The sequence below is a fragment of the Yimella sp. cx-51 genome (assembly GCF_017654605.1).
Classification (GTDB): Bacteria; Actinomycetota; Actinomycetes; order Actinomycetales; family Dermatophilaceae; genus Yimella.
Map to the genome: position 1 here is coordinate 2,158,277 of NZ_CP072113.1, position 23,710 is coordinate 2,181,986.

Genomic DNA, 23,710 nt, shown 5'->3' on the forward strand with positions numbered 1-23,710 from the left:
ACCAGCACTGAACGCGCGGTCACGAATGACAGGTCGATCAGGGCGTGACCAACTCCTCACGCTGACACGCACTGATCCCGTAGCAGCATGGCGCCGACCTGCGTAGCCTTGCCTACGGTCACCCGGATGGGTGGCCTCAGGAGCCAGACAGCAACGGAGCCATCGCCCAATGACAGACGACGCCCGCGCCGCCTTCACCAGCGACGAACGCCAGACCACCGACGTCCACCGCCTCGGTCCGACCATGCCGGTCACCGACGCACGCGCTGCGGGCTCGGTGCAGCGACCGGAGGCAACGGTCGACGGCTTCATCGAGGCGTTCCTGCGCGAACTCAACTTCGGCCAGGGCGTCCTGCTCTCTCGGTCGACGGTCAACGATCAGTACCTCGCCCTGGCTCGCACCGTGCGCGAGTACTTGATGGCCGGCTGGCTCGAGACCGGCGCGAAGCGCCGCGAAGGCGACCGCAAGACGATCGGCTACCTCTCAGCCGAGTACCTGCTGGGTCGTCAGCTCAGCAATGCCCTGCTTGCCACCGACCTGGTGCAGATCGCTGAAGAGGCGATGAAAGCGTGCGGGCTCGACATCGCCACGCTGCGCGCCCAGGAGATCGAGCCCGGCCTCGGCAACGGTGGCCTGGGCCGTCTGGCCGCCTGCTTCGTCGATTCGCTGGCGACCATGGACGTCCCGTGCATCGGTTACGGCATCCGGTACGAGTACGGCATCTTCCGCCAGACCTTCGAGGAGAACCGTCAGGTCGAGGTGCCCGACTCCTGGCTGTCACTCGGCAGCCCGTGGGAGTTCCCCCACCCCGAGCGTCAGGTGCGAGTGGAGTTCGGCGGAGACACGCAGGACTACATCGACGAGCAGGGTCGCGAGCGCACCCGGTGGGTAGCCGGCTGGGAAGTGCTCGGCATTCCCTACCACCACATGGTGCCCGGCTTCGGCAACGGAACGGTCAACACGCTCCGCCTGTGGAGCGCAAAGGCCACGCAGGCCTTCGACCTGCACATCTTCAACTCCGGTGACTACGCCGAGGCCGTGCGCGCCCAGACCTTCGCCGAGAACATCTCCAAGGTGCTCTACCCGGAGGACTCCACGCCGCAGGGCAAGGAACTGCGCCTGCAGCAGCAGTACTTCTTCGTGGCCTGCTCGCTGCACGACTTCATCTACAACTCCCTCCCCGAGGACTTCGACCTGCGTCGTCTGCCCGAGCGGATCATCTTCCAGCTCAACGACACCCACCCGGTCATCGCGGTCCCCGAACTCATGCGGATCCTCGTCGATCTCGAGGGCATGGAATGGGGCGAGGCGTGGGACATCACCCGTCAGTGCTTCGCCTACACCTGCCACACCCTGTTGCCCGAGGCGCTGGAGGTGTGGTCGGTGGAGCTGATGGGCAAACTGCTGCCCCGCCACCTGGAGATCATCTACCGCATCAACAAGGACTTCCTGGAGGAGGTCTCGCAGACCTACCCCGGTGACGAGATGCGGCTGCGGACGATGTCGATCATCGCCGAACACCCCGAGCGATCGGTGCGCATGGCCTACCTGGCCACCATCGGCAGCTCGAAGGTCAACGGCGTGGCCGAACTGCACTCGCAGTTGCTGCGCGACAAGGTGCTTCCGGAGTTCTCGCAGTACTGGCCGGACAAGTTCACCAATGTCACCAACGGCATCACCCCGCGCCGCTTCCTGCACCTGTCCAACCGCCGGTTGTCCAATCTCATCACCGACACCATCGGCCCCGGCTGGGTCACCGATCTCGACCAGTTGCAGGAGCTGGAGCCATACGCGGACGACGCGTCCTTCCGGGCGGAATTCGCGCAGATCAAGCAGCTCAACAAGGACCGTCTGGCCAAGCTACTGAAGGCCCGCGACGGCTTCGACCTGCCCGAGCATTCGATGCTCGACGTGATGGTCAAGCGCCTGCACGAGTACAAGCGGCAGACCTTGAAGTTGCTGCACATCGTGTCGATGTACGACGACATCATCTCCGGCGAAACACCGGTGGATCAGGTCGTCCCACGCACCTTCGTCTTCGGTGCCAAGGCGGCACCGGGCTACCACTTGGCGAAGGAGACGATCTTCATGATCAACTCCGTCGCCGAGACGATCAATGCCGACCCGCGGGTCGAGGGTCGTCTGGCGGTCGCCTTCCCGGCCAACTACAACGTGACGCTGGCCGAGAAGCTCATCCCGGCGGCTGACCTGTCGGAGCAGATCTCGCTGGCCGGAAAGGAAGCGTCCGGCACTGGCAACATGAAGTTCGCCCTCAATGGCGCCCTGACCATCGGCACTGACGACGGCGCGAATGTTGAGATCCGCCGCCTGGTCGGTGACGACAACTTCTTCCTCTTCGGCATGGACGAGCCGCAGGTGGAGGAGCTTCGTCAGCGCGGGTACAACCCGGCCGAGGTCTACATGAACGAGCCGAAACTGCGTCGTGCGATCGACCTGATCGCCTCCGGCGCCTTCACCCGGGGCGACCGCGAGGCCTCGGCGCAGCTCGTCGACAACCTCGTCACCCAGGATCCCTTCATGGCGCTGGCCGACTTCCGCGCCTACCTCGATGCCCAGGCGCTGGTCGACCAGAAGTACCGCGACACCGACGCCTGGACCCGCTCGGCGATCCTCAATGTCGCCCGTTGCGGCTTCTTCTCCAGCGACCGCTCGATGCGTGACTACCTCGAACGCATCTGGCACGCCTGAACAACCACGGCGCACCGACCTACGGTGTGAGACGGCCCTCGCGAGATACCTGCGCGGGGGCCGTCGTCCTGTGTAGCGTCGGGGCGTGACTTCTTTGCAGCCGCAAGCACATCGCCTGCCGACAACCACAGCCTCCCGCGCCCTCACCCACGGTCAGCGAGCCATTGGACGCATCCCCGTCCAAGACGTCTCGCCTGCCGTCGACGGCGGAGCCCTGCCGACCAAGTCCGTGGTCGGCGAGGAATTCGACATCACCGCCACCGTGTTCCGCGAGGGCCACGACGCAGTGAACGCCTCCGTGGTGCTCACCGATCCCGAGGGCAACACCACCCAGTTGCCGATGGCCTGCACCAATCCCGGGCTGGACGCCTGGGTGTGCACGGTCAGCGCCGATGCACCTGGTTGGTGGAGCTACCGGGTCGAGGGCTGGAGCGACCCGTACGGCACGTGGAAGCACGATGCCGAGATCAAGGTCGCCGCGGGTGTCGACGTCGAGCTGATGCTCGAAGAAGGTGCACTCGTCCTGGAGCGGGCAGCCTCACAGGACGGTCACGGTGACGCGGGCCGACGCGCCCTCACCGATGCCATCGCGTCCCTTCGTGACGAGAGCAAGGAGCCCGGCGAGCGCTTGGCCGCCGGCACCGCGACCGACGTCGTGGCCGCCATGGCCGCCAACCCGCTGCGCGATGCCGTCTCCCCCAGCGCCACCTACACCTGGTGGGTCGAGCGCGAGCGCGCCCTCGCCGGTGCGTGGTACGAGATCTTCCCGCGCTCAGAAGGCGCCGAGTTCGACGAGACCACCGGCAAGTGGCGCACCGGCACCTTCCGCACCGCGATGAAGCGTTTGCCCGCGATCGCCGCCATGGGCTTCGACGTGGTTTACCTGACACCGGTGCACCCGATCGGCTCGATCAACCGCAAGGGCCCGAACAACACCCTGACGGCCGGTCCGGACGACCCGGGTTCGCCGTACGCCATCGGCAGCAAGGACGGCGGGCACGACGCACTGCACCCCGAGCTGGGCGACTGGGACGACTTCGATGCGTTCGTGGCGGAGTCGGAGCGGCTCGGCATGGAGGTGGCGCTCGACATCGCGCTGCAGTGCGCCCCCGACCACCCGTGGGTGACCGAGCATCCGGAGTGGTTCACCACCCGGGCCGACGGCACCATCGCCTACGCCGAGAACCCGCCCAAGAAGTACCAGGACATCTACCCCCTGAACTTCGACAACGACCCTGCGGGCATCTACGCCGAGATGCGCCGCGTCATGCAGGTGTGGATCGACCACGGCGTGAAGATCTTCCGCGTCGACAACCCGCACACCAAGCCGGTGGAGTTCTGGCAGTGGCTGATCAATGACGTCGCCAAGACCCACCCCGAGGTGATCTGGCTCGCGGAGGCCTTCACCCGTCCGGCGATGATGCACACCCTCGGCAAGGTCGGCTTCCAGCAGAGCTACACCTACTACGCGTGGCGCAACGAGCCCGAGGAGCTCCAGGAGTACGTCGAGGAGCTGGCCGGTGATGCCGCGTCCTACATGCGTCCTTCGTTCTGGCCGACCACGCACGACATCCTCACCCCGTACATGCAGTTCGGCGGACCGACCGCGTGGAAGCTGCGCGCGGCGCTGGCCGCCACCCTGGTGCCGACCTACGGCATCTACGCCGGCTACGAACTCGTCGAGCACGTCGCGCGCCCCGGTGCCGAGGAGCAGATCGACAACGAGAAGTACGAGTTCAAGAACCGCCGCTGGGAGGATTACGAACCCGGCGGCCCGAAGGCCGGGCGGTCGCTTGCTCCCTACCTGACCCGACTCAACGAGATTCGTCGCGCGCACCCCAGCCTGCTGTGGCTGCGCAACATCACCTTCCATGAGGTCGACGACCCGACCATGATGGTCTTCTCCAAGAAGCGCGGAGACGATGTCGTCATCGTGGTGGCCGGTCTCGACCCGCATTCCACCCGTGAGTCGTGGGTGCACCTCGACCTCGAAGCGCTCGGACTCCAGCCGGGCGAAACCTTCATCGCGCACGACCTGATCACCGAATCCCATTGGCACTGGGGCGAACACAACTTCGTTCGCCTCGGGGTCGACAGCGAACCCGTCCACATCATCGAGTTGCGGAGGCGCTGAAAGTAGATGAACGTCCAGGGCTTCAACCTTCAACAGCCGGGTCTCAAGCACGACCCGCAGTGGTTCCGCAAGGCTGTGTTCTACGAGGTGCTCGTTCGCGCTTTCGGCGACTCCACCGGGAACGGATCGGGCGATTTCACCGGGCTGATCAACCGCCTCGACTACCTGCAATGGCTGGGGGTCGACTGTCTGTGGATCCCGCCGTTCTACGCATCTCCGTTGCGCGACGGTGGCTACGACATCGCCGATTACAAGGCGATCCTGCCGGAGTTCGGCACCCTGCCGGAGTTCACCGAGTTGGTCTCGCAGGCTCACGCCCGCGGCATCCGCATCATCACCGACTTCGTGATGAACCACACCAGTGATCAGCACCCCTGGTTCCAGGCGTCCCGCAGCGACCCGGAGGGGCCGTACGGCGACTACTACGTGTGGAGCGACACTGACGAGAAGTACACCGAGGCGCGCATCATCTTCGTCGACACCGAGGTGTCGAACTGGACCTTCGACCCGGTGCGCCGCCAGTTCTTCTGGCACCGCTTCTTCTCCCACCAGCCGGATCTCAACTTCGAGAACCCCACCGTGCAGGAGGAGATGTTCGACATCGTCCGGTTCTGGATGGATCTGGGCATCGACGGATTCCGCTTGGACGCGGTGCCCTACCTGTTCGAGGAGGAGGGGCACAACGGCGAGAACCACCCCAAGACGCACGAGTTCCTCGCCAAACTGCGCGCGATGGTCGACGAGGAATACCCCGGACGCGTGCTGCTGGCCGAGGCCAACCAGATGCCCCACGAAGTGGTCGACTACTTCGGCACCGAGGAAGAGCCGGAGTGCCACATGTGCTTCCACTTCCCGGTGATGCCGCGCCTGTATTACGCGCTGCGCGGCGAGAAGGCCACCCCGATCATCAACGTGTTGGCCGAGACCCCGGCGATCCCGAAGGGAACGCAGTGGGGCACCTTCCTGCGCAACCACGACGAGCTCACCCTCGAGATGGTCACGCCGGAAGAACGAGCGGCGATGTACGGCTGGTACGCGCCTGACCCGCGCATGCGCGCCAACGTGGGCATCCGGCGGCGTCTGGCAACACTGCTGGACAACAGTCGCGCCGAGACCGAACTCATCCACGCGCTGCTGCTGTCGCTGCCGGGCTCGCCCTGTCTCTACTACGGCGACGAAATTGGTATGGGTGACAACATCTGGCTGGAGGACCGCGACGCGGTGCGCACGCCCATGCAGTGGTCACCCGATCGCAACGCGGGATTCTCCTCCGCCGATCCGGGCAAGCTCTACCTGCCGGTGATCAGCTCGCTGGTCTACCACTACAACAACGTCAACGTCGAAGCGCAGATGGCAAGCTCCTCGTCGCTGTTGCACTGGGTGCGGGAGATGCTCAGCATCCGGGCGAAGTACCCCGTCTTCGGCATGGGTGATTTCGTCATCCGGGAAACCGACAATGACGCGGTCCTGGCCTTCACCCGCACCATGGATGAGCAGGAGGCGCAGGAGGAGGAGGTCGAGACCACCATGGTGCTCTGCCTGAACAACCTGTCCTCGCGGCCCGAATCGGTCACCGTGGAACTACCGCCGGAGCTGGCCGGAGCACGGCTGCGTGACCTGTTCGGCGGCAGCCACTTCCCGGCGGTCGGCGAGGACGGCCGCGCCACCTTCACCCTGGGCTCACGCGACTTCTTCTGGTTGTCGGTGCGCCCTGTCGGAAGCGAGTAGAGATAACCCATGGCCATCCTGCACAAGGCATCGCTCAGCCGGTCCAAGAAGGAAATGATCGAGGGCTGGATCGGCGGGCAGCGTTGGTACACAGGCAAATCCGGCACACCGGCACTCACCGTGCTGGGGAGCTACCGGTTCGACGACCCCGCCGGAGAAGTGGGTGTCGAGGTGTCCTTCGTGCTCGACACCTCCGGTGCGAGTCCGACGCTCTACCAGGTGCCGCTCACCTATCGCGGTGCGCCCTTGGAGGGTGCCGAGCACGCTCTGCTCGGCACCAGCGAACACTCCGAGCTCGGCACGCGCTATTTCTACGACGGCTGCCATGACCCGGTGTTCGCAGCCACGCTGCTGTCGACCATCCTCACCGGCGGCCGGCACGCCGACGTCGAATACGCCGAGGGCACGCAGGATCGCCCCACGGGCGTGCTGCCGGCGACGATCCGGGTGCAGGGAAGCGGCACGCGTGGTCGCAAGATGCCGGAGGTGCTGGCGTCCCGGGTGCTCTCCGGGGAGCAGTCGAACACCTCGATCATCGTCGACACCCAGGACAAGAACGGTGAGCAGCGCACGCTGATCATGAAGCTGTTCCGGGTGTTGCACGACGGTCTCAACCCCGATGTCGTGCTCCAGTCGGCGATCTCGGCCAAGGGCTCCACCCGGGTGCCGGCCACGGTCGGCTACCTGACCGGGCAGTGGCCCGACCAGAGCATCGGCACCGGCCACGCCGCCGGCCACCTCGCCTTCGTGCAGGAGTTCCTGCCCGACGTGCAGGACGCCTGGCGCGAGGCCCTCGTCGCAGCACAGGACGATCTCGACTGGTCGCAGCACGCGCGCGCCCTCGGAGTGGCGACCGCCGAGGTACACAGCGTGCTCGCCTCGGCGCTACCGACGGCAACCGTTACCAAGGCTCGCGCCGAGTCGATTATCGGCGAGATGCGCCGACGCTTCGAACTAGCGGCCCGGGTGCAGTCGTCCATTCGCGCGCATGCTGCGGCCTACGACGACCTGCTGACTGCTGCAGAGTTGGCCGATTGGCCTGCGCTGCAACGGATCCACGGCGATTACCACCTCGGTCAGGTGCTCGACGTGCCCAGCCGCGGCTGGGTGGTGCTCGACTTCGAGGGCGAGCCGCTTCGGCCGCTTCGTGACCGCAACGGGCTCGACTGCACGTTGCGCGACGTCGCAGGCATGTTGCGCTCGTTCGACTACGCAGCGGCGTCCGTCGAGGGCGACCGCCGCGCGTGGGCCGACTCCGCCCGAGATGCCTTCCTGGCCGGATACCAGGAGGCTGCCGGCGTCGACCTCGAGCAGTACCGGGCCTTGCTCACCGCCTTCGAGGCCGACAAGGCCGCGTACGAGGTCATGTACGAAGCCCAGAACCGTCCCACCTGGCTGCCCATCCCGTTGGCAGCACTTGATCGTCTGCTCGGCGGCGAGCAGACCCCGTCCCCGGCATCCGCTGCCGTAGCCGCCTCGGAGGAACCCGTGAACCAAGCCAGCCCGATCGCCACGCCCCCGCCGCTCGATCCCTCGTCAGCGGGTGCCGTGTTGCGTGGCGTCCACCCCGATCCGCACAGCGTGCTCGGCGGCCAGAGCGACGACCAGGGCGCCTACGTGCGCGCCCTGCGTCCGCTGGCCAAGTCGGTCGAGGCGCAGCTGCCCGACGGATCACGGGTGCCACTCCAGCACGACGTCGAGGGCATCTGGTCGGGACGCATGCCCGGACAGGAGGTGCCCGACTACCGCCTGGTCACCACCTATGACGACGGCATCGAGCACGTCGCCGACGACCCGTTCCGCTTCCTGCCCACGCTCGGGCAGATGGATCTGCACCTGCTGGGCGAAGGACGCCACGAGGAGTTGTGGAACATCCTCGGCGCACGCGTTCACACCTATGACGGTCCGGCCGGTCCGGTGCAGGGCACGTCCTTCGCGGTCTGGGCCCCCAACGCCCTGGGTGTGCGGGTGATCGGCGACTTCAACCAGTGGGACGGTTTCGCCCACCCGATGCGTCGCCTCGGCGGCACGGGTGTCTGGGAGATCTTCGTGCCCGGCGTCGGTGCCGGCACCCACTACAAGTTCAGCGTGCTGTGCGCCGATCGGGTCTGGCGCAGCAAGGCCGACCCGATGGCACGACAGTCGGAGACCGCACCCGCCACGTCGTCGATCGTCGAGCAGTCGCACTACGAATGGCACGACCAGGAGTGGATGCAGCAGCGGGAGTCGACCGACCCGCACGACCAGCCGATGAGTGTGTACGAGGTGCACCTCGGCTCGTGGCGCCAGGGTCAGAGCTACCACGACCTGGCCGAGCACCTGGTCAACTACGTCAAGGACCTCGGCTTCACCCACGTCGAGTTCATGCCCGTCATGGAGCACCCGTACCCACCGTCCTGGGGCTACCACGTCACCGGCTACTACGCCGTCAACTCCCGCTTCGGCTCCCCCGACGACTTCAAGTACCTCGTCGACCGGCTGCACCAAGCCGGTATCGGCGTGATCCTCGACTGGGTGCCGGGCCATTTCGCCACCGACGAGTGGGCGCTGGCGAAATTCGACGGCACTGCCCTCTACGAGCACCCCGACCCGCGCAAGGGCTGGCACAACGAGTGGGGCAGCTACATCTTCGACTTCGGTCGCCCGCAGGTGCGCAACTTCCTGGTGGCCAACGCGATCTACTGGCTGCAGGAGTTCCACGCCGACGGGCTGCGGGTCGACGGCGTCGCCTCGATGCTCTACCTCGACTACTCCCGCAACGCCGGAGAATGGATTCCGAACAAGTACGGCGGCCGCGAGAACCTCGAAGCCGTGCAGTTGCTGCAGGAGACCAACGCCACCGCCTACCGGCGCGTGCCCGGCACGATGATGATCGCCGAGGAGTCGACCTCCTGGCCCGGTGTCACCAAGCCGACCAGCGCGGACGGACTGGGCTTCGGTTTCAAGTGGAACATGGGCTGGATGCACGACACCCTCGACTACTTCGCCGAGGCGCCGATCAACCGGCAGCACCACCATCACAAGCTGACCTTCGGGCTGGTGTACGCCTTCAGCGAGCAGTTCGTGCTGCCGATCAGCCACGACGAAGTGGTGCACGGCAAGGGTTCGCTGCTGCGCAAGATGCCGGGCGACCGCTGGCAGCAGTTGGCCAACCTGCGCGCCTTCCTCGGCCACATGTGGGGACACCCCGGCAAGCAGTTGCTCTTCATGGGCGCCGAGTTCGCCCAGGAATCAGAGTGGGCCGACGGCCGCAGCCTCGACTGGTGGCTGCTGGACCAGCCGGCGCACTGGGGGGTGCACGCGCTGGTGAAAGACCTCAACCGGCTCTACAAGGAGCACCCCGCGCTCTGGGAGCTGGACAACTCCCCCAAGGGATTCCAGTGGGTCAACGCCAACGACGAGTCGGGCAACTCCTACTCCTACCTGCGCTACGGCGCAGGCGAGGAGGACGAGCGCGATGTCATGCTCGTGGTGGCCAACCTCAGCGGTGTGGAGCACCGGGATGTGCGCGTGGGCGTCCCGCGCCCCGGCGTGTGGCAGGAGATGCTCAACACCGACGCGCGTCATTACGGCGGCAGCGGCATCGGCAACCTCGGCGCGGTCGAGGCAACCGCGCAGCCGCACGATGATCAGCCCTACTCGGCGACCATCACGCTGCCGCCGCTGTCGACGGTGTGGTTCGCCGCTCCCGATGCACCGAAGGTCGACGTGGTCGCGGGGTCAGTCTCTGCCGACGCCGACGCCGACGCCGATCGCGACAACACCGAGGTGATCGAGGGCAAGGCCCCCGCACCACTAGCTGCCCCGGAGGCAGCGGACGACGCACCAGAGGTGACCACGGGTCAGTCGGTCGATGGGAGCACTCGGCCCCGACAGGTCTGACCCGGCCATTCACAAACGCGGCCCTTGTTCGCAGGAGCGGTAGTTGTAGCTACCGCAGCTGCGAACAGGGGCCGCGTTTGCTGCTAGAGAGGCCGCGTTTGCGGCGTCAGCCGATGGGGACGGCCTCAGGGCTTGGCCGAAGACACCCACTTCTGCCGCTTGCCTGAGGCATCGGTCCAGTCGATCCGTGCCAAGGAACGTCCGGTGTCGGCCCGGTCGCTCAGCTTGATCAAAATGGCGGAGTACTTCGTGCCGGGGATCGGGGTTGCACTCGCTGGTTCGTCCGGCCCGCCACCGATCGGCTTCGCGCCGTCGGAGAAGACCCGATAGGTGACGTCCCGAGCGCCCGCCGGGACGATGAACGTCGTCCGCGCCGACCGTCCGTCCGTCTCCTGGTAAGGAGTCCGCATCGGTAACGTCGGCCAGTCGTTGTCGATCGGCCACTCGGCATCGCCGAGCGTGTATCGATTCTTTGTGACATTGACTGAAACAACGTGTTCGCCCTGCCTCAGAGTCTTGATGTCGTCACCTTCGTTGTTGACCACGCCACCGTCGGCAGTCACCCAGTTGACCGTCACCGGCGGCGCCATGCCCTCCGGAGCGCTTTCCGCAAGACCGATCAACGTGCCGTCGGCAAGGAGCAACGGCCCGCCGGACATCCACCCACCGCTCATCCGCACGGTCGAAGCGTCCGGACTCACTGGGGCCGCAAGATAACGCCGGTCACCGTCGGCGAACACCGTCAGGCCGCAGGGTCCTCCACCGACCACATCAAGATCTACGAACTTCCGGTCGGCCTTCGCGACATAGGACATACCGCTGGTGCGGACGTCGGTCGACCGCTCCATCCGCATCGTCCCATCCGGACGCTGCGTGACACGGACGACCATCAACCCGCCACCTGGGGCGTGCACCTCCTGCTGCCCGATCGGTGCGGAGTCGGCACTGGGCGCACGCTGAGACTTCACCAACTCCCCTGGTGGCAACGAACGCCGTTGGCTCGCAACACAATCTGTGGTGACCGGACCAGGCGAACCGGCAATCGGTTCGGGGCGGATCCGGGAAACGCTCCACCCGATGCCCGACGCCACGAGCAAGGCGGCCGCGACTCCCGCACCGATGGCAAAGTGACGATGACGTCTGCGCTGGTCGGCCCGCTCGATCACGGCTGCTGCATCGATCTGCGGCACCGAGGATTCGGTTTCACGCAGGAGGGTGTCGAAATCGGTGCTCATCGGGTCATCTCCTTCTGCTGTAGGGCCAGTTCGGCTCGCAACGTGGCCAAGCCCCGTGACGCCGAACTCTTGACCGTTCCGATGCTCACGCCGAGCAGGTCAGCGACCTCGCGCTCGGACAGGTCGACGTAGTGCCGGAGCACCACGACCTGTCGCTCGCGCTGAGGCAACGACTGCAGCAGGCGGGTGAGCAGCAGCCTGTCGTCGGATGGACTCGCCGCCTCGCAGCGCTCCGGCAGAGATCCGTCGAGTGTCACCAACTCACGGCGTCGGCGCCGCCACTCGTCCGTATGCAGGTTGACGACGATCCGTCGCGCGTAGGCATGGGGCTGTTCCGTGCGCAGCCGCGACCAGCGCATGCAGACGCGTTCGAGCGCTTCCTGGACGAGATCGTGTGCGCGATGCTCATCGCCGCACAACAGCCACGCGAGATGCGTGAGCCGCGGTGAGGAGGCGTTCACGAACTGCGTGAACTCCACTTCGTGCGCCGGTTTCATTCCGGCTTTCCGCTCGTCATGGACCTATAACGGCAAACCTGCCGCAAAGGTTGAGCGCCGGGACACATCATTCTCGACTGCGCTCATCCGGCGGGGACGATGAGGGCCTCGTCGAGGTTGCGCAGGATGTGCGTAACCGTCTTGGCCACCGAGTGGTGGCTGCTGTCGATCCAGAGGCCGAGACGCTCGGTCTCGTGCTCGAGCGCGAGCCACTGCCCGTCCAGGGTCGCGCCGTCGTGGTCGGTCTTGTGGCGGCGGGCCGCGTCTCGCTCGGTGATCACCTCGACGCTCGGATGCAGGACCACGAGGTGCACCGGTTCCGGGTCGGCAAGCTCGAGGAAGTCATCGAGGTAGCAGCCGATGACAGTGTCGGCGATCACGACGTCGAAGCCCGCGTTGCGATACACATCGGCGAGCGTCAACGCACCCGCGAAACGAAGGAGCAACTGTTCGATGGCCGCGAGCTTCGGCGGCTCGGTCATCGGCACCGCTCCACTGACCACGACCCCTGCGATGGTGTCGCCGTCGATGAAGACCGCCCGAGGTAGCGCGCCAGCCAGCTCGCGCCCGATGGTTGTCTTGCCTGCGCCACCGATGCCGGTGATGACGAACAATCGGCCGGTCTCGTCGAGGAGTTCAGTCACGCCAGCAACCTAACCGGCAAGGGGCGGGCGACAACGGCCCGCCCCCGCTGCGGTGAGGCGGTACCCCGTCAGGAGAGGGCGGAGTCGACGATCTGCTTCGCTTCGGCCTGCACCTGCGCCAGATGCTCCGGCCCTTGGAACGACTCGGCATAGATCTTGTAGACGTCCTCAGTGCCTGAGGGACGCGCGGCGAACCATGCCGAACCGGTGGTCACCTTGAGCCCGCCGACCGCTGCGTCGTTACCCGGTGCAGAGGTCAGCTTGGCCGTGATCGGTTCGCCAGCAACGGAATCGGCCGGTACGTCATCAGGTGACAACGCGCCCAACTTCGCCTTCTGCTCACGATTGGCCGCAGCGTCGATTCGCTCGTAGGCGGGCGAGCCGAACTTCGCCGTGAGGTCGGCGTAGTGGCTGCTGGGCGACTTACCTGTCGCGGCCAGGATCTCCGAGGCGAGCAGCGCCAGCAGGATGCCGTCCTTGTCGGTGGTCCAGACGGTGCCGTCGGTGCGCAGGAAGGATGCGCCGGCTGACTCCTCGCCACCGAACCCGACCGAACCGTCGAGCAGGCCTGGTACGAACCACTTGAACCCGACCGGCACCTCCCACAGGGTTGCACCGATCGACTCCACGACACGGTCGATCATCGAGGAGGAGACCAGCGTCTTGCCCACTCGATCGCTCTTCCAGCCCGGACGCGCACCGCCGTAGAGGTATTGGATCGCGACCGCGAGGTAGTGGTTGGGGTTCATCAGACCGGCATCGGGAGTGACGATGCCGTGGCGATCGGCGTCGGCGTCGTTGCCCGTGGCGATGTCGTACCTCTCGCGCTGGGCGATCAGTGATGCCATGGCATACGGCGAGGAGCAGTCCATCCTGATCTTGCCGTCCCAGTCGAGCGTCATGAATCGCCAGGTGGGATCGACCAGCGGGTTGACGACGGTCAGGTCGAGGCCGTGGCGATCTGCGATCTCGCCCCAATAGGCGACCGATGCACCGCCCAGCGGATCGGCTCCGATTCGCACACCTGCGTCCTTGATGCGCTGCAGGTCAACGACATTCGGCAGGTCATCCACGTAGTTGCCGAGGAAGTCGTACTCGCCGACCGTCGCCCGGGCCCGAGCGAAAGGCACGCGTTCGACGCCGCGCAGCCCAGCGCGCAGGTAGTCGTTGGCGGCCGCCGCGATCACCTTGGTGGCATCACTGTCTGCCGGCCCGCCGTGCGGCGGGTTGTACTTGAAACCACCGTCTGCCGGAGGGTTGTGTGACGGGGTCACCACGATGCCGTCAGCCAGGCCCGAGCCGGTCGTGCGACCCCTGTTGGCGCGAAGGATCGCGTGTGAGACGGCGGGTGTGGGGGTGTAGCCGTCCCGGTCGTCGACCAGCACCTCGACGCCGCCGGCGACGAGCACCTCCAAGGCCGACACCCACGCCGGTTCCGACAGGGCGTGGGTGTCACGGCCGATGAACAACGGACCGTCGAAACCCTGCTCGCGGCGGTAGTCAACGATCGCCTGGGTGGTCGCCAGGATGTGTGCCTCGTTGAACGCCGCCTTCAGCGACGAGCCGCGATGGCCCGAGGTGCCGAACGCAACCTGTTGGTCGAGGTTCTCCGGGTCGGGTTCGACGGCGTAGTAGGCCGTGACCAGGTGGGCGATGTCGACCAGATCCGAGGGCTGGGCGACCTGACCGGCGCGTTCGTGGCTCATGCCACCAGTCAACCAGCGCAATCGTCCTGGCGCAGCACAACTGCTCGCTCCGTGGACGCCGAGGGCCTGCACATCCACGGCGCGTCACAAGCAGTCGGCGCCCCTCAACCACCCAGAGCCACTGCGGCCGCGGTCGCGAACTCCAGATAACGACCCCGATGCGCCGGCGGCACCTGCACCCACTGCTTCATCGGACGCCCCGCCATCGGCTCGAACAAGTGAGCACCCTCAAGCCCGAGTGCGTCAGCGTGCGCTGCGCCCTCCAGCTTGAAGATCAGTTCATCACCGTCGACCAGCGTCAGGAAGAACTTGCCCTTGCCCGGGAGCCGCAGGCCCGGGCTGCCGAACATCTGCGACCGCTCGAAGGCAATCCCGTTGTCCGACAGCCCCTCTGCGAGTGCATCGAGCATCTCGAGACCGGCTGGAGTGGGCTTGCCCATCAGCCGAGGATCTTGCCCTCGTCCTTGGCCCAGAGCCCGGTGAGTCCGCGGAAGTGACCGAGGAACTTGTCGTGTTCGTGCGCCGGGTAGGTGGAGCGCACCGTTTCGACGAGCAACCGGTCGAAGTCGTCGGAAAGCACCCAGTCGAGCACCATTTCGTCGACATGACCCAAACTCTTGTCGACGAACTCGCGATACTTCTCGGTCTCGAAGTGGGCGTCGGCCAGCTTCTGGTATTCCCCCAGCTTGTGCTCGTAGGCGTGGTCGGAGTCGCCGACCTCGAACCACGGGGCGGTGTCGACCATCGTGCTGGCCTTGCGGCCGGTGACCATGCAGAAGATCGACCACTTCAGCAGCGACTTGATCGCCCACGGGAAGTAGTAGTGCAGGGAGGTGATCGCGACGTCCGGGCAGGCGTTGGCGTAGTCGATCGGGTAGACGACACCGTCCTTGACCAACATCTCGCAGCTGTTGAACTCCCACCGGAAGAAGGCGTTCACCGTCTGGGCGATCGTGCGGGTCTCGGCCCCGACGTCGGGGGTGAGGAAGTCGTAGGCCACCTCGTACCGATTGTGCATCGGCTCGTCCGGGCGGAACTTCATCACCATCGTCTCCGGGCCGATGGTGAGCGCACGGGCGAAGACCTCGTAGCCGTCCACTGCCTTCTGCAGGTGCATGAGCATCTCGCCCGAGTCGTCGTAGGCCGAGCTCAGATCACGCTCGTCGCGGATCATCGACACACCACGCCAGGCGCCACCGTCGAAGGGCTTCATGAACATCGGGTAGCCGAGTTCGGCTGCGACAGAGGGCAGGTCGAACGACCGGTTGTACTTGCTGGAGGTGTAGGCCCAGCGCACGTTGTCGATCGGGTTCTTGTAGGGCACCAGGACCGTCTCGGGCACGTTCATGCCCAGCCGCATGAGCGCACAGTACGCGGCGTGCTTCTCCATCGCCTGGAAGGTGAAGGGTGAGTTCATCAGGTAGACGTCGTCCATCAGCGCGATCTTCTTCAGCCACTCGCGTGGGTGGTAGTACCAGTGCGCCAACCGGTCGATCACCAGATCGGTACGCGGCTTGTCGCGCAGGTTGAACGGCTCGATGGTGAGGCGCTCCGAACGGATCTCGTGTGTGGTGCCGTCGGGTGCGGTGACCGGCCCGACGCGGCGCACCAACTCCTCGAAGGCCTGCGGCCAGTCTTCTTCCGCTCCGAGCAGCAGACCGATGAGGTGTTCGGGCATGGTGTCTCCTCCTTGGTTTCCGGTTCAGCAGAACCGCGGCAGATGATGGGCCAATTGCTTTTGCCACCAGGGCCAGTCGTGGGCACTGTCGTGACCCCAGACGTCCAGCTCGTGCGGAATACCCTTGCGTTCCAACACTGCTGCGAACTGGCGGGTGGAAGGCAGCGATCGCGTCGGCTCCCATTCGAAGGGGCCCTCGCCGACGACGAGCAGCACGGACGCGGCCTGCTGGATCCAGTGCAGGTGGTCGCCGTCCATGCCCGCTACGTAATGCATGGGGTTGGCGAAATAGGTGGCCTCGCCCTGCTCGCCCCAGCCGTGCCAAGTGGTGACGTCGTAGTTGCCGGACATCCCGATGCCGAGCGAGACCAGGTGTGCGTGCGTGAGCGCGAAATGCACCGCGTGGTACGCCCCCATCGACACACCCGTGGTGATGATCGGCAGTCGACCACCGAGCTCGTGCTCGATGTACGGCAGCACCGCCTCCTCGAGCCAGCGGTTGTAGAGCTGATGGCGGCGCGCTCTCTCCTCGGTCGGTTGTTCGTTGGCCGACCAGGTCCAGCCGTCGAGGGAGTCGACGCAGAAGAAGCTGACCCGACCGGCATCGACGAGGTCCTGTACGGCGGCGACCATGCCGTTGTTCGCGAAGTCTTCGGCTCGTCCGGCTTCACTCGGGAAGACCAGCACGGGACGGCCGAAGTGGCCGTGCCGGATCACACCGAGCGACTCGCCTGTCCCCGGCACCTGCAGTTGTACGCGTTCACCTGACACAGGAGTCATCCAACCGCACTCCATGCCTCGCGCAGCAGGTTCGGCAGGATTGGTTCGAGACTGTCGCGCCAGTTGGTCCAGTTGTGCAGGTCTGGATGCCCGAGGAAACGCACGTCGAGGCCGAGATCACCCAGCGTTGTTGCCATCGCCTGGTTGTTGTCGAAGTTGCCTTCGGCCAGGCCGCAGGTCATTCCAACGACCGGACACTGCCTCGGCGGCCGCTGTGCGAGACCACTCACCAGACCGCTCACGCGGGTGAACCAACGCCACGGCTGGTTGTCCTTGTCGAAGGGCTGACCGGTGAAGAAGCTGCCTGACTGGGCGAAGACAGCTGCGACGCGCTTGTCGCGCTGGGCCACGAGCATGGAGGTCAGTCCGCCCAGGCTCGCGCCGATGACCGCGATGCCTGGCGTGGTCGGGTAGGTCTCGGTGAGCGCGGTCAGACCTCGGCTCACCGAGCGCAGGTACCGATCGGAGCCGGAGTACCACTGCATGCGGCGGGGCGCATCGGCATAGGCGATACGGAAAGGCGGCAGGCTGCCGTCGCCGATGCGCACACCCGCCCAGTGGCCGAGCCGGGCCCTGTCGCGGTAGTCGCTGCCGTCATGCGCCCACAGCAACGGTGCGTCGTCACCGGGGCGCAGGCCGTCCGGCGACCACAGTCGCACCGTGAGCGGAGCCGACAACGCGGACGGCAGACGCAACGTCTCGCAGTCTCCGGGCAGGGCGGGTTGGTCGAGCCACGACGGCGGAGCGTAGTCGGCGCGCTGCCACACCGATCGCGTCCCGAAGGGCGAATCGATCTGGTTCTGCGCCAACGGGTCCGGCAGGTAGACCGTGCGTTTCCTGCCGGCGGCCGTCACCTCGAAGCGGTACTCCAGCCGCCAGATCTGCCGGTCGTCGATCTGGCGCTCCCATCCTCCGGCACGGCGACGACAAACCGCGCTGAACGGTCCGGCGTCCAGTCGGACCCCGGACCATTCGCCAGCCGGGTCGTCCAGCCGAAGGGTGGGCACGTCAGTAGAGCGCCGACATCAACGCGGTGCGTGCCTTCTTCACCCGGGGGTCGTGGGACCCGACGACGTCGAAGAGGCCGATCAGGTGCTCACGCGCCTGGTTGCGGTCATCGCCCGCGGTGGCCTTCACCAGATCGATCAGCCGCGTGAAGGCGTCCTCGATGTGACCGCCGAGGACGTCGAGATCGGCCACGATCGTTTGCTTGGCGACATCGGTGGGCGAGGCAGCCGCCTCGGCGCGCGCGGTGTTGAGGTCGATGCCTTCGGTGCGCTTCAGCAGCGTCACCTGGCCCATGCCCAGACGTGCGTCCTCGTCGTCGGGATTGGCTTGCAGCGCAGCCTGGTAGGCGGTGATGGCGGCGTCGTAGTCGCCGGCCTCGATGGCGGCAAAGGCCTTCTCGTGATTCTCGTCGAACGCTTCGTCCGGCTGGTCTGCTTCGGTCTCGGAGGCCGCCGGTGCCGCAGCACCCTCGACCCGGCCGGTGATGCCGTTCTGCTGGGCAGCCTGCAGCACCTGGTCGAGCACACCTCGCACCTGGTCCTGCGGCTGCTCCCCGACATACAGAGGCAACGGCTGACCACCGATGATCGCCAACACCATCGGCACCTGCTGCACCTGCAGCGCCTGGCGCAACTGCAGTGCGTGGGTGATGTCGGCGACAGCGAGCAGCATGCGTCCGCCGTAGGAATTGACCATGGTTGCGAGGGCGTCGACGTGCTCGCGGCTCTGCGGCTGGGAGGACGACCAGAGAGCGAGGATCACCGGCACCTGCATCGACTGCTGGGCAGCATCGCCGAAAGTACGGTCGTCGACCTCGACGACATAGGACTGCCCGTCCGCGGCGGTGGGCATTCCGGCCGGCGGAGCGGTCGGACGCGCCGGTTTGGCCAGCGACGACAGATCGACGGCACCGCGCAGGGCGGCAGCGTTCAGCGGAGTGTTAGACATACCGTCCATTCTGACTGATCGACACTGGCCGGGCGCGCGTGGCCGTCAGCTGACCGCGATCGACGCGGACGTGCCCAACCTGGCCGGGAGATGCTCGAATCCGCGCAGCACCCGAGTGGTTCGCCGGGTGCGCCCTGGCAGCACCTCGAGGTGCGGATACCTCTCGTACAGCGTGCGCAGACCGATCTCCGCCTCCATCCGGGCCAGGGCTGCGCCCAGGCAGAAGTGGCGGCCGCCGGAGAAGGAGAGATGCTCACGGGCGTTGTCGCGCGCGACGTCGAATCGATGCGGGTCGGGAAACACCTCGGGATCACGATTGGCGCCCGCGAGCACGGTGGTGACCATGTGCTGCTCGGACACGAGCTTGCCGGCGATGCGGGTGTTGCGGACGGCCGACCGTGCGGTGAGCAGCACCGGCGGATCGATGCGCAGCGCCTCGTCCACCGCGTTGCCCCACAGCGAGGGGTCATCGCGCAGGAGCGCCAGTTGTCCGGGGTTGTCAGCGAACAGCGCAATGGCGTTGCTCATGAGGTTGACGGTGGTCTCGAACCCGGCCGCCAACACAAGACCGGCGATCGACTTCAGCTCGATCTCATCGAGCCCGCCCTCTTCATCACGCGCAGCGATGAGCTGGCTCATCAGGTTGTCACCCGGCTCACGACGCAGCCGCTCGATGTGCTGGTCGAGCCAGGAATCGAAGCGCTGCAGCGAGCGCTCGACGTCGCCGGCAGCCTTCCACGACAGTCCGAAATCCAGACTCGGCGCTGCTCCGGCACCGAGTTCGAGCACGTAGTCGTGTTCGTCCTCGGGCACCCCGAGGATCTGCGAGATGACGATCACCGGGAGCTTGGCGCAGTAGCCGGATGCCAGGTCGACCACCGACTCCTCGGCCAAATCGTCCAGCAGGCCTTCGGCAATGCTCTGCACCTGCGGCCTCAACGCCTCCACTGCCCGCGCAGTGAAAACCCTCGTCACGAGCTTGCGGTAACGGGTGTGATCAGGCGGCTCGGTGGCCAGCAACGACGGCGGCCGCAGCGGATGGATGTACCCGAACTTCGCCCATCGCAGCGCCTTGGTGACCTTGCTGTCCTCGGCCAACGGGAAGCCGGTGCGCATGTCATTGCTGGAGAGCACTTCGCGGACCACCGCGTGGTCGACGGTGATGAAACCCATTCGAGTTGCGGCCAGGGAGCCGGCCTGCCGAACACGGTCGAACTCCCCTGCGAGTTCGGCGGTGTCGTGCTCCTCAGCGGCGAAGAACAGCTGTGCCTGCAGATCGCCACGTCGGGCAGCCACCCGCACCAACTGACGTGGGAGCGCGTGCTCCAGTCCCCATCGCACTGCCCGTTTCGGATCTGGCCTCATGACAAGAGCGTAGGCCGATAACTACCGCTGTAGTGGCTTCCTCGTCGAACGCGTCATCCGGACCTCGTTCACTCCGAGGTCGTCATCGCGTTTGCGGCCGCCGTCGTCGACGAAGCCGTTACGCCGGTAGAAGGCCTGCGCCCGGTCGTTGCCGTCGACGACCCAGAGATAGGCGTCCTGCGCCCCGAGCGCTTCGTCGAGCAGTGCCTGAGCAAGACCCGTGCCGTGATGTGCCGCAAGGAGATTGATCGCCCAGAGTTCCATCACCGTCGGTGCGTCGTCGTCACGCGCGACGTCGACCGTGACGAATCCCGCCACTGCGCCGGTGGGCAGGTGTCGGGCGATGAACGTGCGGCGTTCCGGTGGGGTGCCCGCGATGATCGTGCGCCAACGGTCAGCACGTTTGCGGGGATCAAGAGCCGCCAGAGCAGCTGGATCCATCAAGCCGTCGTAGGCCTCACGCCAGATCTGCACATGGGCGTGTCCCAAGTCATCCGCGTCATCGAGCGTCGGTCGGCGGATTTCGTAGTCCGGCAGGCTCATTCGGATTGCGCCAAGCGCTCCTGCACCCGAGCCACCTTCGCGGTGATCTGCCCGGTGTGTCCCGGGCGGATGTCAGCCTTGACCACCAGCCCCACGCGCGGGCTGTACCGCCCGACTGCCTCGGTCGCCTGCTTGATGACCTCCATGCACTCGTCCCACTCCCCCTCGATCGTGGTGAACATCGACCCGAGTTCGTAGGGCAGGCCGGAGGACTGAACGACACGCAGGGCTTCGGCGACGGCCTCGCTGACCGAGCCGTCAGGATCGTCGGTGGTGGACGGTGCGACGGAGAAGGCGAAGAGCATGCTGCGACTGTACGACCTCCGAGCAAGCGCACGAGGGCGCGCCGAGGAACCTCCAATCAGGAGACCTGGATCAGCTCGCGGGCGGCTCGTCCGTCGTGCTCTGCTCGGCGATCGCGGCCAGGTACGCATGCACCAGCGGCACGGCAGCAGCGCCTTCCCACTGGCCGAGGCCACACGCTTCATCGATCCCGACCGGATGTCACCGGCCGAATAGATGCCGGGCACGGTGGTCTCCAGCGGAGCAGGCGGGCAACCGTCCACCCAGTTCTCCATCGGCACGTCGCGCCCGGTGAGCACGTAGCCCGCGGAGTCCTTGGCCACGGCGTCGGGCAGCCAATCAGCGCAGGGATGCGCGCCGATGAGCAGGAAGAGTCCGCAGGCTTCCTTGGTGATTTCCTCACCGATGTCGTTGCGGCGCACCCGCACCCACTCCAGCCGGCCCGAACCGCCGGCGTCGATCACCTCGGCATGGCCGGCGACCTTGATCCTGGGGTTCGCCTCGATCTCACGGATCAAGTAGTCGGACATCGTGGACGTCAGATCCGCACGGCGCACGACGATCGTCACGGCGCGGGCGAACTTCGCCAGGTGCACCGCAGCTCGAGCGAGGGGTTCTGCAACAGACCGGAGAAGTTGGAACTCACCAACGGGTAGTCGATCTCACCGTCGTACCCGCTCTGGCGCAGCTGTTCGACCAGCTGCTGACCGACCTCGCTCTGTGGGATCGAGACGCGCGCCGGGATGCCCTGCCGGTCGAGGTAATCACGCAGCCGGCCTACTGCGGCAACCCCTGCCGGCGCCACGATCTCGACGGCGGCGATGACCGGACCGGACGCAGTCCAGCCCCAGTCGGACAGCAACTCGGTGACGGCCGTGTGGAATTCCTCGTCGCGCACGCCCCGAGGAATCACCAGAGGGGTGTCCAGGCGACCCGCCGCGAGCGCCTCACGCACCATCGTCCGGGTGGTTCGGAATTCTCCCCAGCCCAGCAGCAGCACCCGTTTGACCGTCGGGTAGAGCGCGTGGATACAGTCGAGCGCGACCAGCCCTGGGGTGTCGTCCAGCTGCACCTGCGAGGCAACCATGGCCAGTTCGCCGCGGTGGGCCAAGGTGCGTTGCGACTGTCGTAGCCCATCCGCCAGTGAAGGCACCACGACCACCTCGTAGTCGCGCGCGTATCGCGCGAACTCCGACTCCAGGAGTTCAGGCTGCTCCTTGCTGATGATCAGGATCAGCGGCTTCAGTGACATGCGATCTCCCTAGGAGTCAGCGATGCTCGCCGCCCCACCGAATGATGAACGGCGGGGCGGCGAGCATTCTTGTGCTGCGGCCTGATTCAGGGCTTCGGCACGCGCACGATGAGAGCATCGCCCTGACCGCCACCACCACACAGCGCTGCGACGCCGGTGCCGCCGCCGCGACGCGCGAGTTCGAGGGCGAGGTGCAGGTAGATGCGAGCGCCGGACATGCCGATGGGGTGGCCCATCGCGATGGCGCCGCCGTTGACGTTGACCTTGTCGGCGTCGAGGCCGAGCTGCTTGGTGGAGGCCAGGCCGACCGCGGCGAAGGCCTCGTTGATCTCGACGAGGTCGACATCGGCGGGCGCAATGCCCTCCTTCTCGCAGGCCACGGCGATGGCATTGGCCGGCTGCGCCTGGAGCGAGGAGTCGGGGCCGGCGACGACGCCGTGCGCACCGATCTCGGCCAGCCACGTCAGCCCGAGCTCCTGCGCCTTCGCCTTGCTCATCACCACGACCGCGCAGGCACCGTCGGAGATCTGGGACGCCGAACCGGCGGTGATCGTGCCGTCCTTGCTGAACGCCGGGCGCAGCTTGCCCAGCGATTCCTGGCTGGTGTCGGCGCGGATGCCCTCGTCGTTCTTGAACTCGATCGGGTCGCCCTTGCGCTGCGGGATCGAGACGGTGACGACCTCCTCGTCGAAGAGTCCGTCCTTCCACGCCTTGGCGGCCAGCTGGTGGCTGCGTGCGGAGAAGGCGTCCTGCTCCTGCCGGGTGAACTCCTGGTCGCCGGCGTTGGCCGACTCGGTGAGGTTGCCCATCGCCTGGTCGGTCAGGACGTCCCACAGACCGTCGTAGGCCATGTGGTCGCGCATGCTGACATCGCCGTACTTGAAGCCCTCACGGCTCTTGGCCAGCAGGTGGGGCGCCTGACTCATCGACTCCTGGCCGCCGGCGACAACGGTGTCGAACTCACCGGCGCGGATCAGTTGGGCAGCGAGCGCGATGGCGTCGATGCCCGACAGGCAGACCTTGTTGATGGTGAGCGCGGGCACCGTCATCGGGATGCCGCCCTTGACCGCAGCCTGGCGAGCCGGCATCTGCCCGGCGCCCGCAGTGAGCACCTGGCCCATGATCACGTACTGCACCTGGTCGCCGGTGAGGCCGGCCTTCTCCAGCGCACCCTTGATCGCGAAGCCACCGAGGTCGGAGGCCGAGAAGTCCTTCAACGAACCGAGCAGTCGACCCATCGGGGTGCGGGCACCGGCAACGAGAACGGGGGTACGGGCATCGTCAGTCATCTGCTCAC

Annotated in this window: 18 protein-coding genes; 4 read left to right on the plus strand and 14 right to left on the minus strand. The window is 66.4% G+C overall.

What is annotated here, in order from left to right; all coding sequences use genetic code 11:
* Positions 1-169 precede the first annotated feature (169 nt).
* From J5M86_RS10305 to glgB, 4 genes are all read left to right on the plus strand, one after another.
* Positions 170-2,710, plus strand: a complete 2,541-nt coding sequence (locus J5M86_RS10305; protein WP_188060437.1) for a glycogen/starch/alpha-glucan phosphorylase — start codon at positions 170-172, stop codon at positions 2,708-2,710.
* Positions 2,711-2,804: 94 nt separating this feature from the next.
* Positions 2,805-4,844 carry an alpha-1,4-glucan--maltose-1-phosphate maltosyltransferase gene (locus J5M86_RS10310; protein ID WP_370587340.1) on the plus strand — a complete coding sequence of 680 codons (2,040 nt, stop codon included), beginning with the start codon at positions 2,805-2,807 and terminating at the stop codon, positions 4,842-4,844.
* A gap of 6 nt (positions 4,845-4,850) precedes the next feature.
* Positions 4,851-6,572 (plus strand): maltose alpha-D-glucosyltransferase, encoded by a 1,722-nt coding sequence (gene treS, locus J5M86_RS10315; RefSeq protein ID WP_188060436.1) that lies wholly within the window; start codon positions 4,851-4,853, stop codon positions 6,570-6,572.
* Between the two features lie 9 nt (positions 6,573-6,581).
* Complete coding sequence (glgB, locus tag J5M86_RS10320) at positions 6,582-10,454, plus strand: 1,4-alpha-glucan branching protein GlgB (protein WP_188060435.1); 3,873 nt, start codon at positions 6,582-6,584, stop codon at positions 10,452-10,454.
* Between the two features lie 125 nt (positions 10,455-10,579).
* Here the strand turns inward: glgB and J5M86_RS10325 are convergent, their stop codons facing one another.
* The 14 genes from J5M86_RS10325 to J5M86_RS10390 all read right to left on the minus strand — a co-directional run bounded on the left by J5M86_RS10325 (position 10,580) and on the right by J5M86_RS10390 (position 23,702).
* Entirely contained in the window at positions 10,580-11,689 is a 1,110-nt protein-coding gene (locus J5M86_RS10325) for a hypothetical protein (protein ID WP_188060434.1), read from the minus strand.
* Positions 11,686-12,186: a SigE family RNA polymerase sigma factor gene (locus J5M86_RS10330; RefSeq protein ID WP_188060433.1), complete on the minus strand. Its 501-nt coding sequence runs from the start codon at positions 12,184-12,186 to the stop codon at positions 11,686-11,688. Before J5M86_RS10330 ends, J5M86_RS10325 begins: the two co-directional genes overlap by 4 nt.
* Positions 12,187-12,269: 83 nt before the next feature.
* Positions 12,270-12,830, minus strand: coding sequence for an AAA family ATPase (locus tag J5M86_RS10335; protein ID WP_188060432.1), 561 nt, complete (start codon positions 12,828-12,830; stop codon positions 12,270-12,272).
* A 68-nt stretch (positions 12,831-12,898) separates the two neighbouring features.
* Positions 12,899-14,536, minus strand: coding sequence for a phosphoglucomutase (alpha-D-glucose-1,6-bisphosphate-dependent) (gene pgm, locus J5M86_RS10340; RefSeq protein WP_188060431.1), 1,638 nt, complete (start codon positions 14,534-14,536; stop codon positions 12,899-12,901).
* Between the two features lie 104 nt (positions 14,537-14,640).
* Positions 14,641-14,976 carry a hypothetical protein gene (locus tag J5M86_RS10345; RefSeq protein WP_188060430.1) on the minus strand — a complete coding sequence of 112 codons (336 nt, stop codon included), beginning with the start codon at positions 14,974-14,976 and terminating at the stop codon, positions 14,641-14,643.
* Positions 14,976-16,214, minus strand: a complete 1,239-nt coding sequence (locus J5M86_RS10350) for a RimK family alpha-L-glutamate ligase (RefSeq protein ID WP_188060429.1) — start codon at positions 16,212-16,214, stop codon at positions 14,976-14,978. Before J5M86_RS10350 ends, J5M86_RS10345 begins: the two co-directional genes overlap by 1 nt.
* A 24-nt stretch (positions 16,215-16,238) precedes the next feature.
* Positions 16,239-16,994, minus strand: coding sequence for an esterase family protein (locus J5M86_RS10355; protein WP_188060428.1), 756 nt, complete (start codon positions 16,992-16,994; stop codon positions 16,239-16,241).
* The gene (locus J5M86_RS10360; protein WP_188060427.1) at positions 16,991-18,001 is read right to left on the minus strand and encodes an esterase family protein; all 1,011 of its coding nucleotides are present in this window, start codon (positions 17,999-18,001) and stop codon (positions 16,991-16,993) included. The genes J5M86_RS10355 and J5M86_RS10360 overlap by 4 nt, the downstream gene beginning before the upstream one ends.
* 1 nt (position 18,002) lies before the next feature.
* Positions 18,003-18,950, minus strand: coding sequence for a tetratricopeptide repeat protein (locus J5M86_RS10365; RefSeq protein ID WP_188060426.1), 948 nt, complete (start codon positions 18,948-18,950; stop codon positions 18,003-18,005).
* 45 nt (positions 18,951-18,995) lie between these two features.
* Positions 18,996-20,315, minus strand: a complete 1,320-nt coding sequence (locus J5M86_RS10370; RefSeq protein ID WP_188060425.1) for a cytochrome P450 — start codon at positions 20,313-20,315, stop codon at positions 18,996-18,998.
* Between the two features lie 21 nt (positions 20,316-20,336).
* The gene (locus tag J5M86_RS10375) at positions 20,337-20,858 is read right to left on the minus strand and encodes a GNAT family N-acetyltransferase (protein ID WP_188060424.1); all 522 of its coding nucleotides are present in this window, start codon (positions 20,856-20,858) and stop codon (positions 20,337-20,339) included.
* On the minus strand, positions 20,855-21,730 hold the full coding sequence (locus tag J5M86_RS15780; RefSeq protein WP_371811163.1) for a thiamine-binding protein: 876 nt from the start codon (positions 21,728-21,730) through the stop codon (positions 20,855-20,857). The genes J5M86_RS10375 and J5M86_RS15780 overlap by 4 nt, the downstream gene beginning before the upstream one ends.
* A complete protein-coding gene (locus J5M86_RS15480) occupies positions 21,727-22,413 on the minus strand; it encodes a hypothetical protein (RefSeq protein ID WP_244328318.1) in 687 nt (228 codons plus the stop codon). Before J5M86_RS15480 ends, J5M86_RS15780 begins: the two co-directional genes overlap by 4 nt.
* Before the next feature lie 86 nt (positions 22,414-22,499).
* Positions 22,500-23,702: an acetyl-CoA C-acetyltransferase gene (locus tag J5M86_RS10390; protein ID WP_188060422.1), complete on the minus strand. Its 1,203-nt coding sequence runs from the start codon at positions 23,700-23,702 to the stop codon at positions 22,500-22,502.
* Positions 23,703-23,710: the final 8 nt, after the last annotated feature.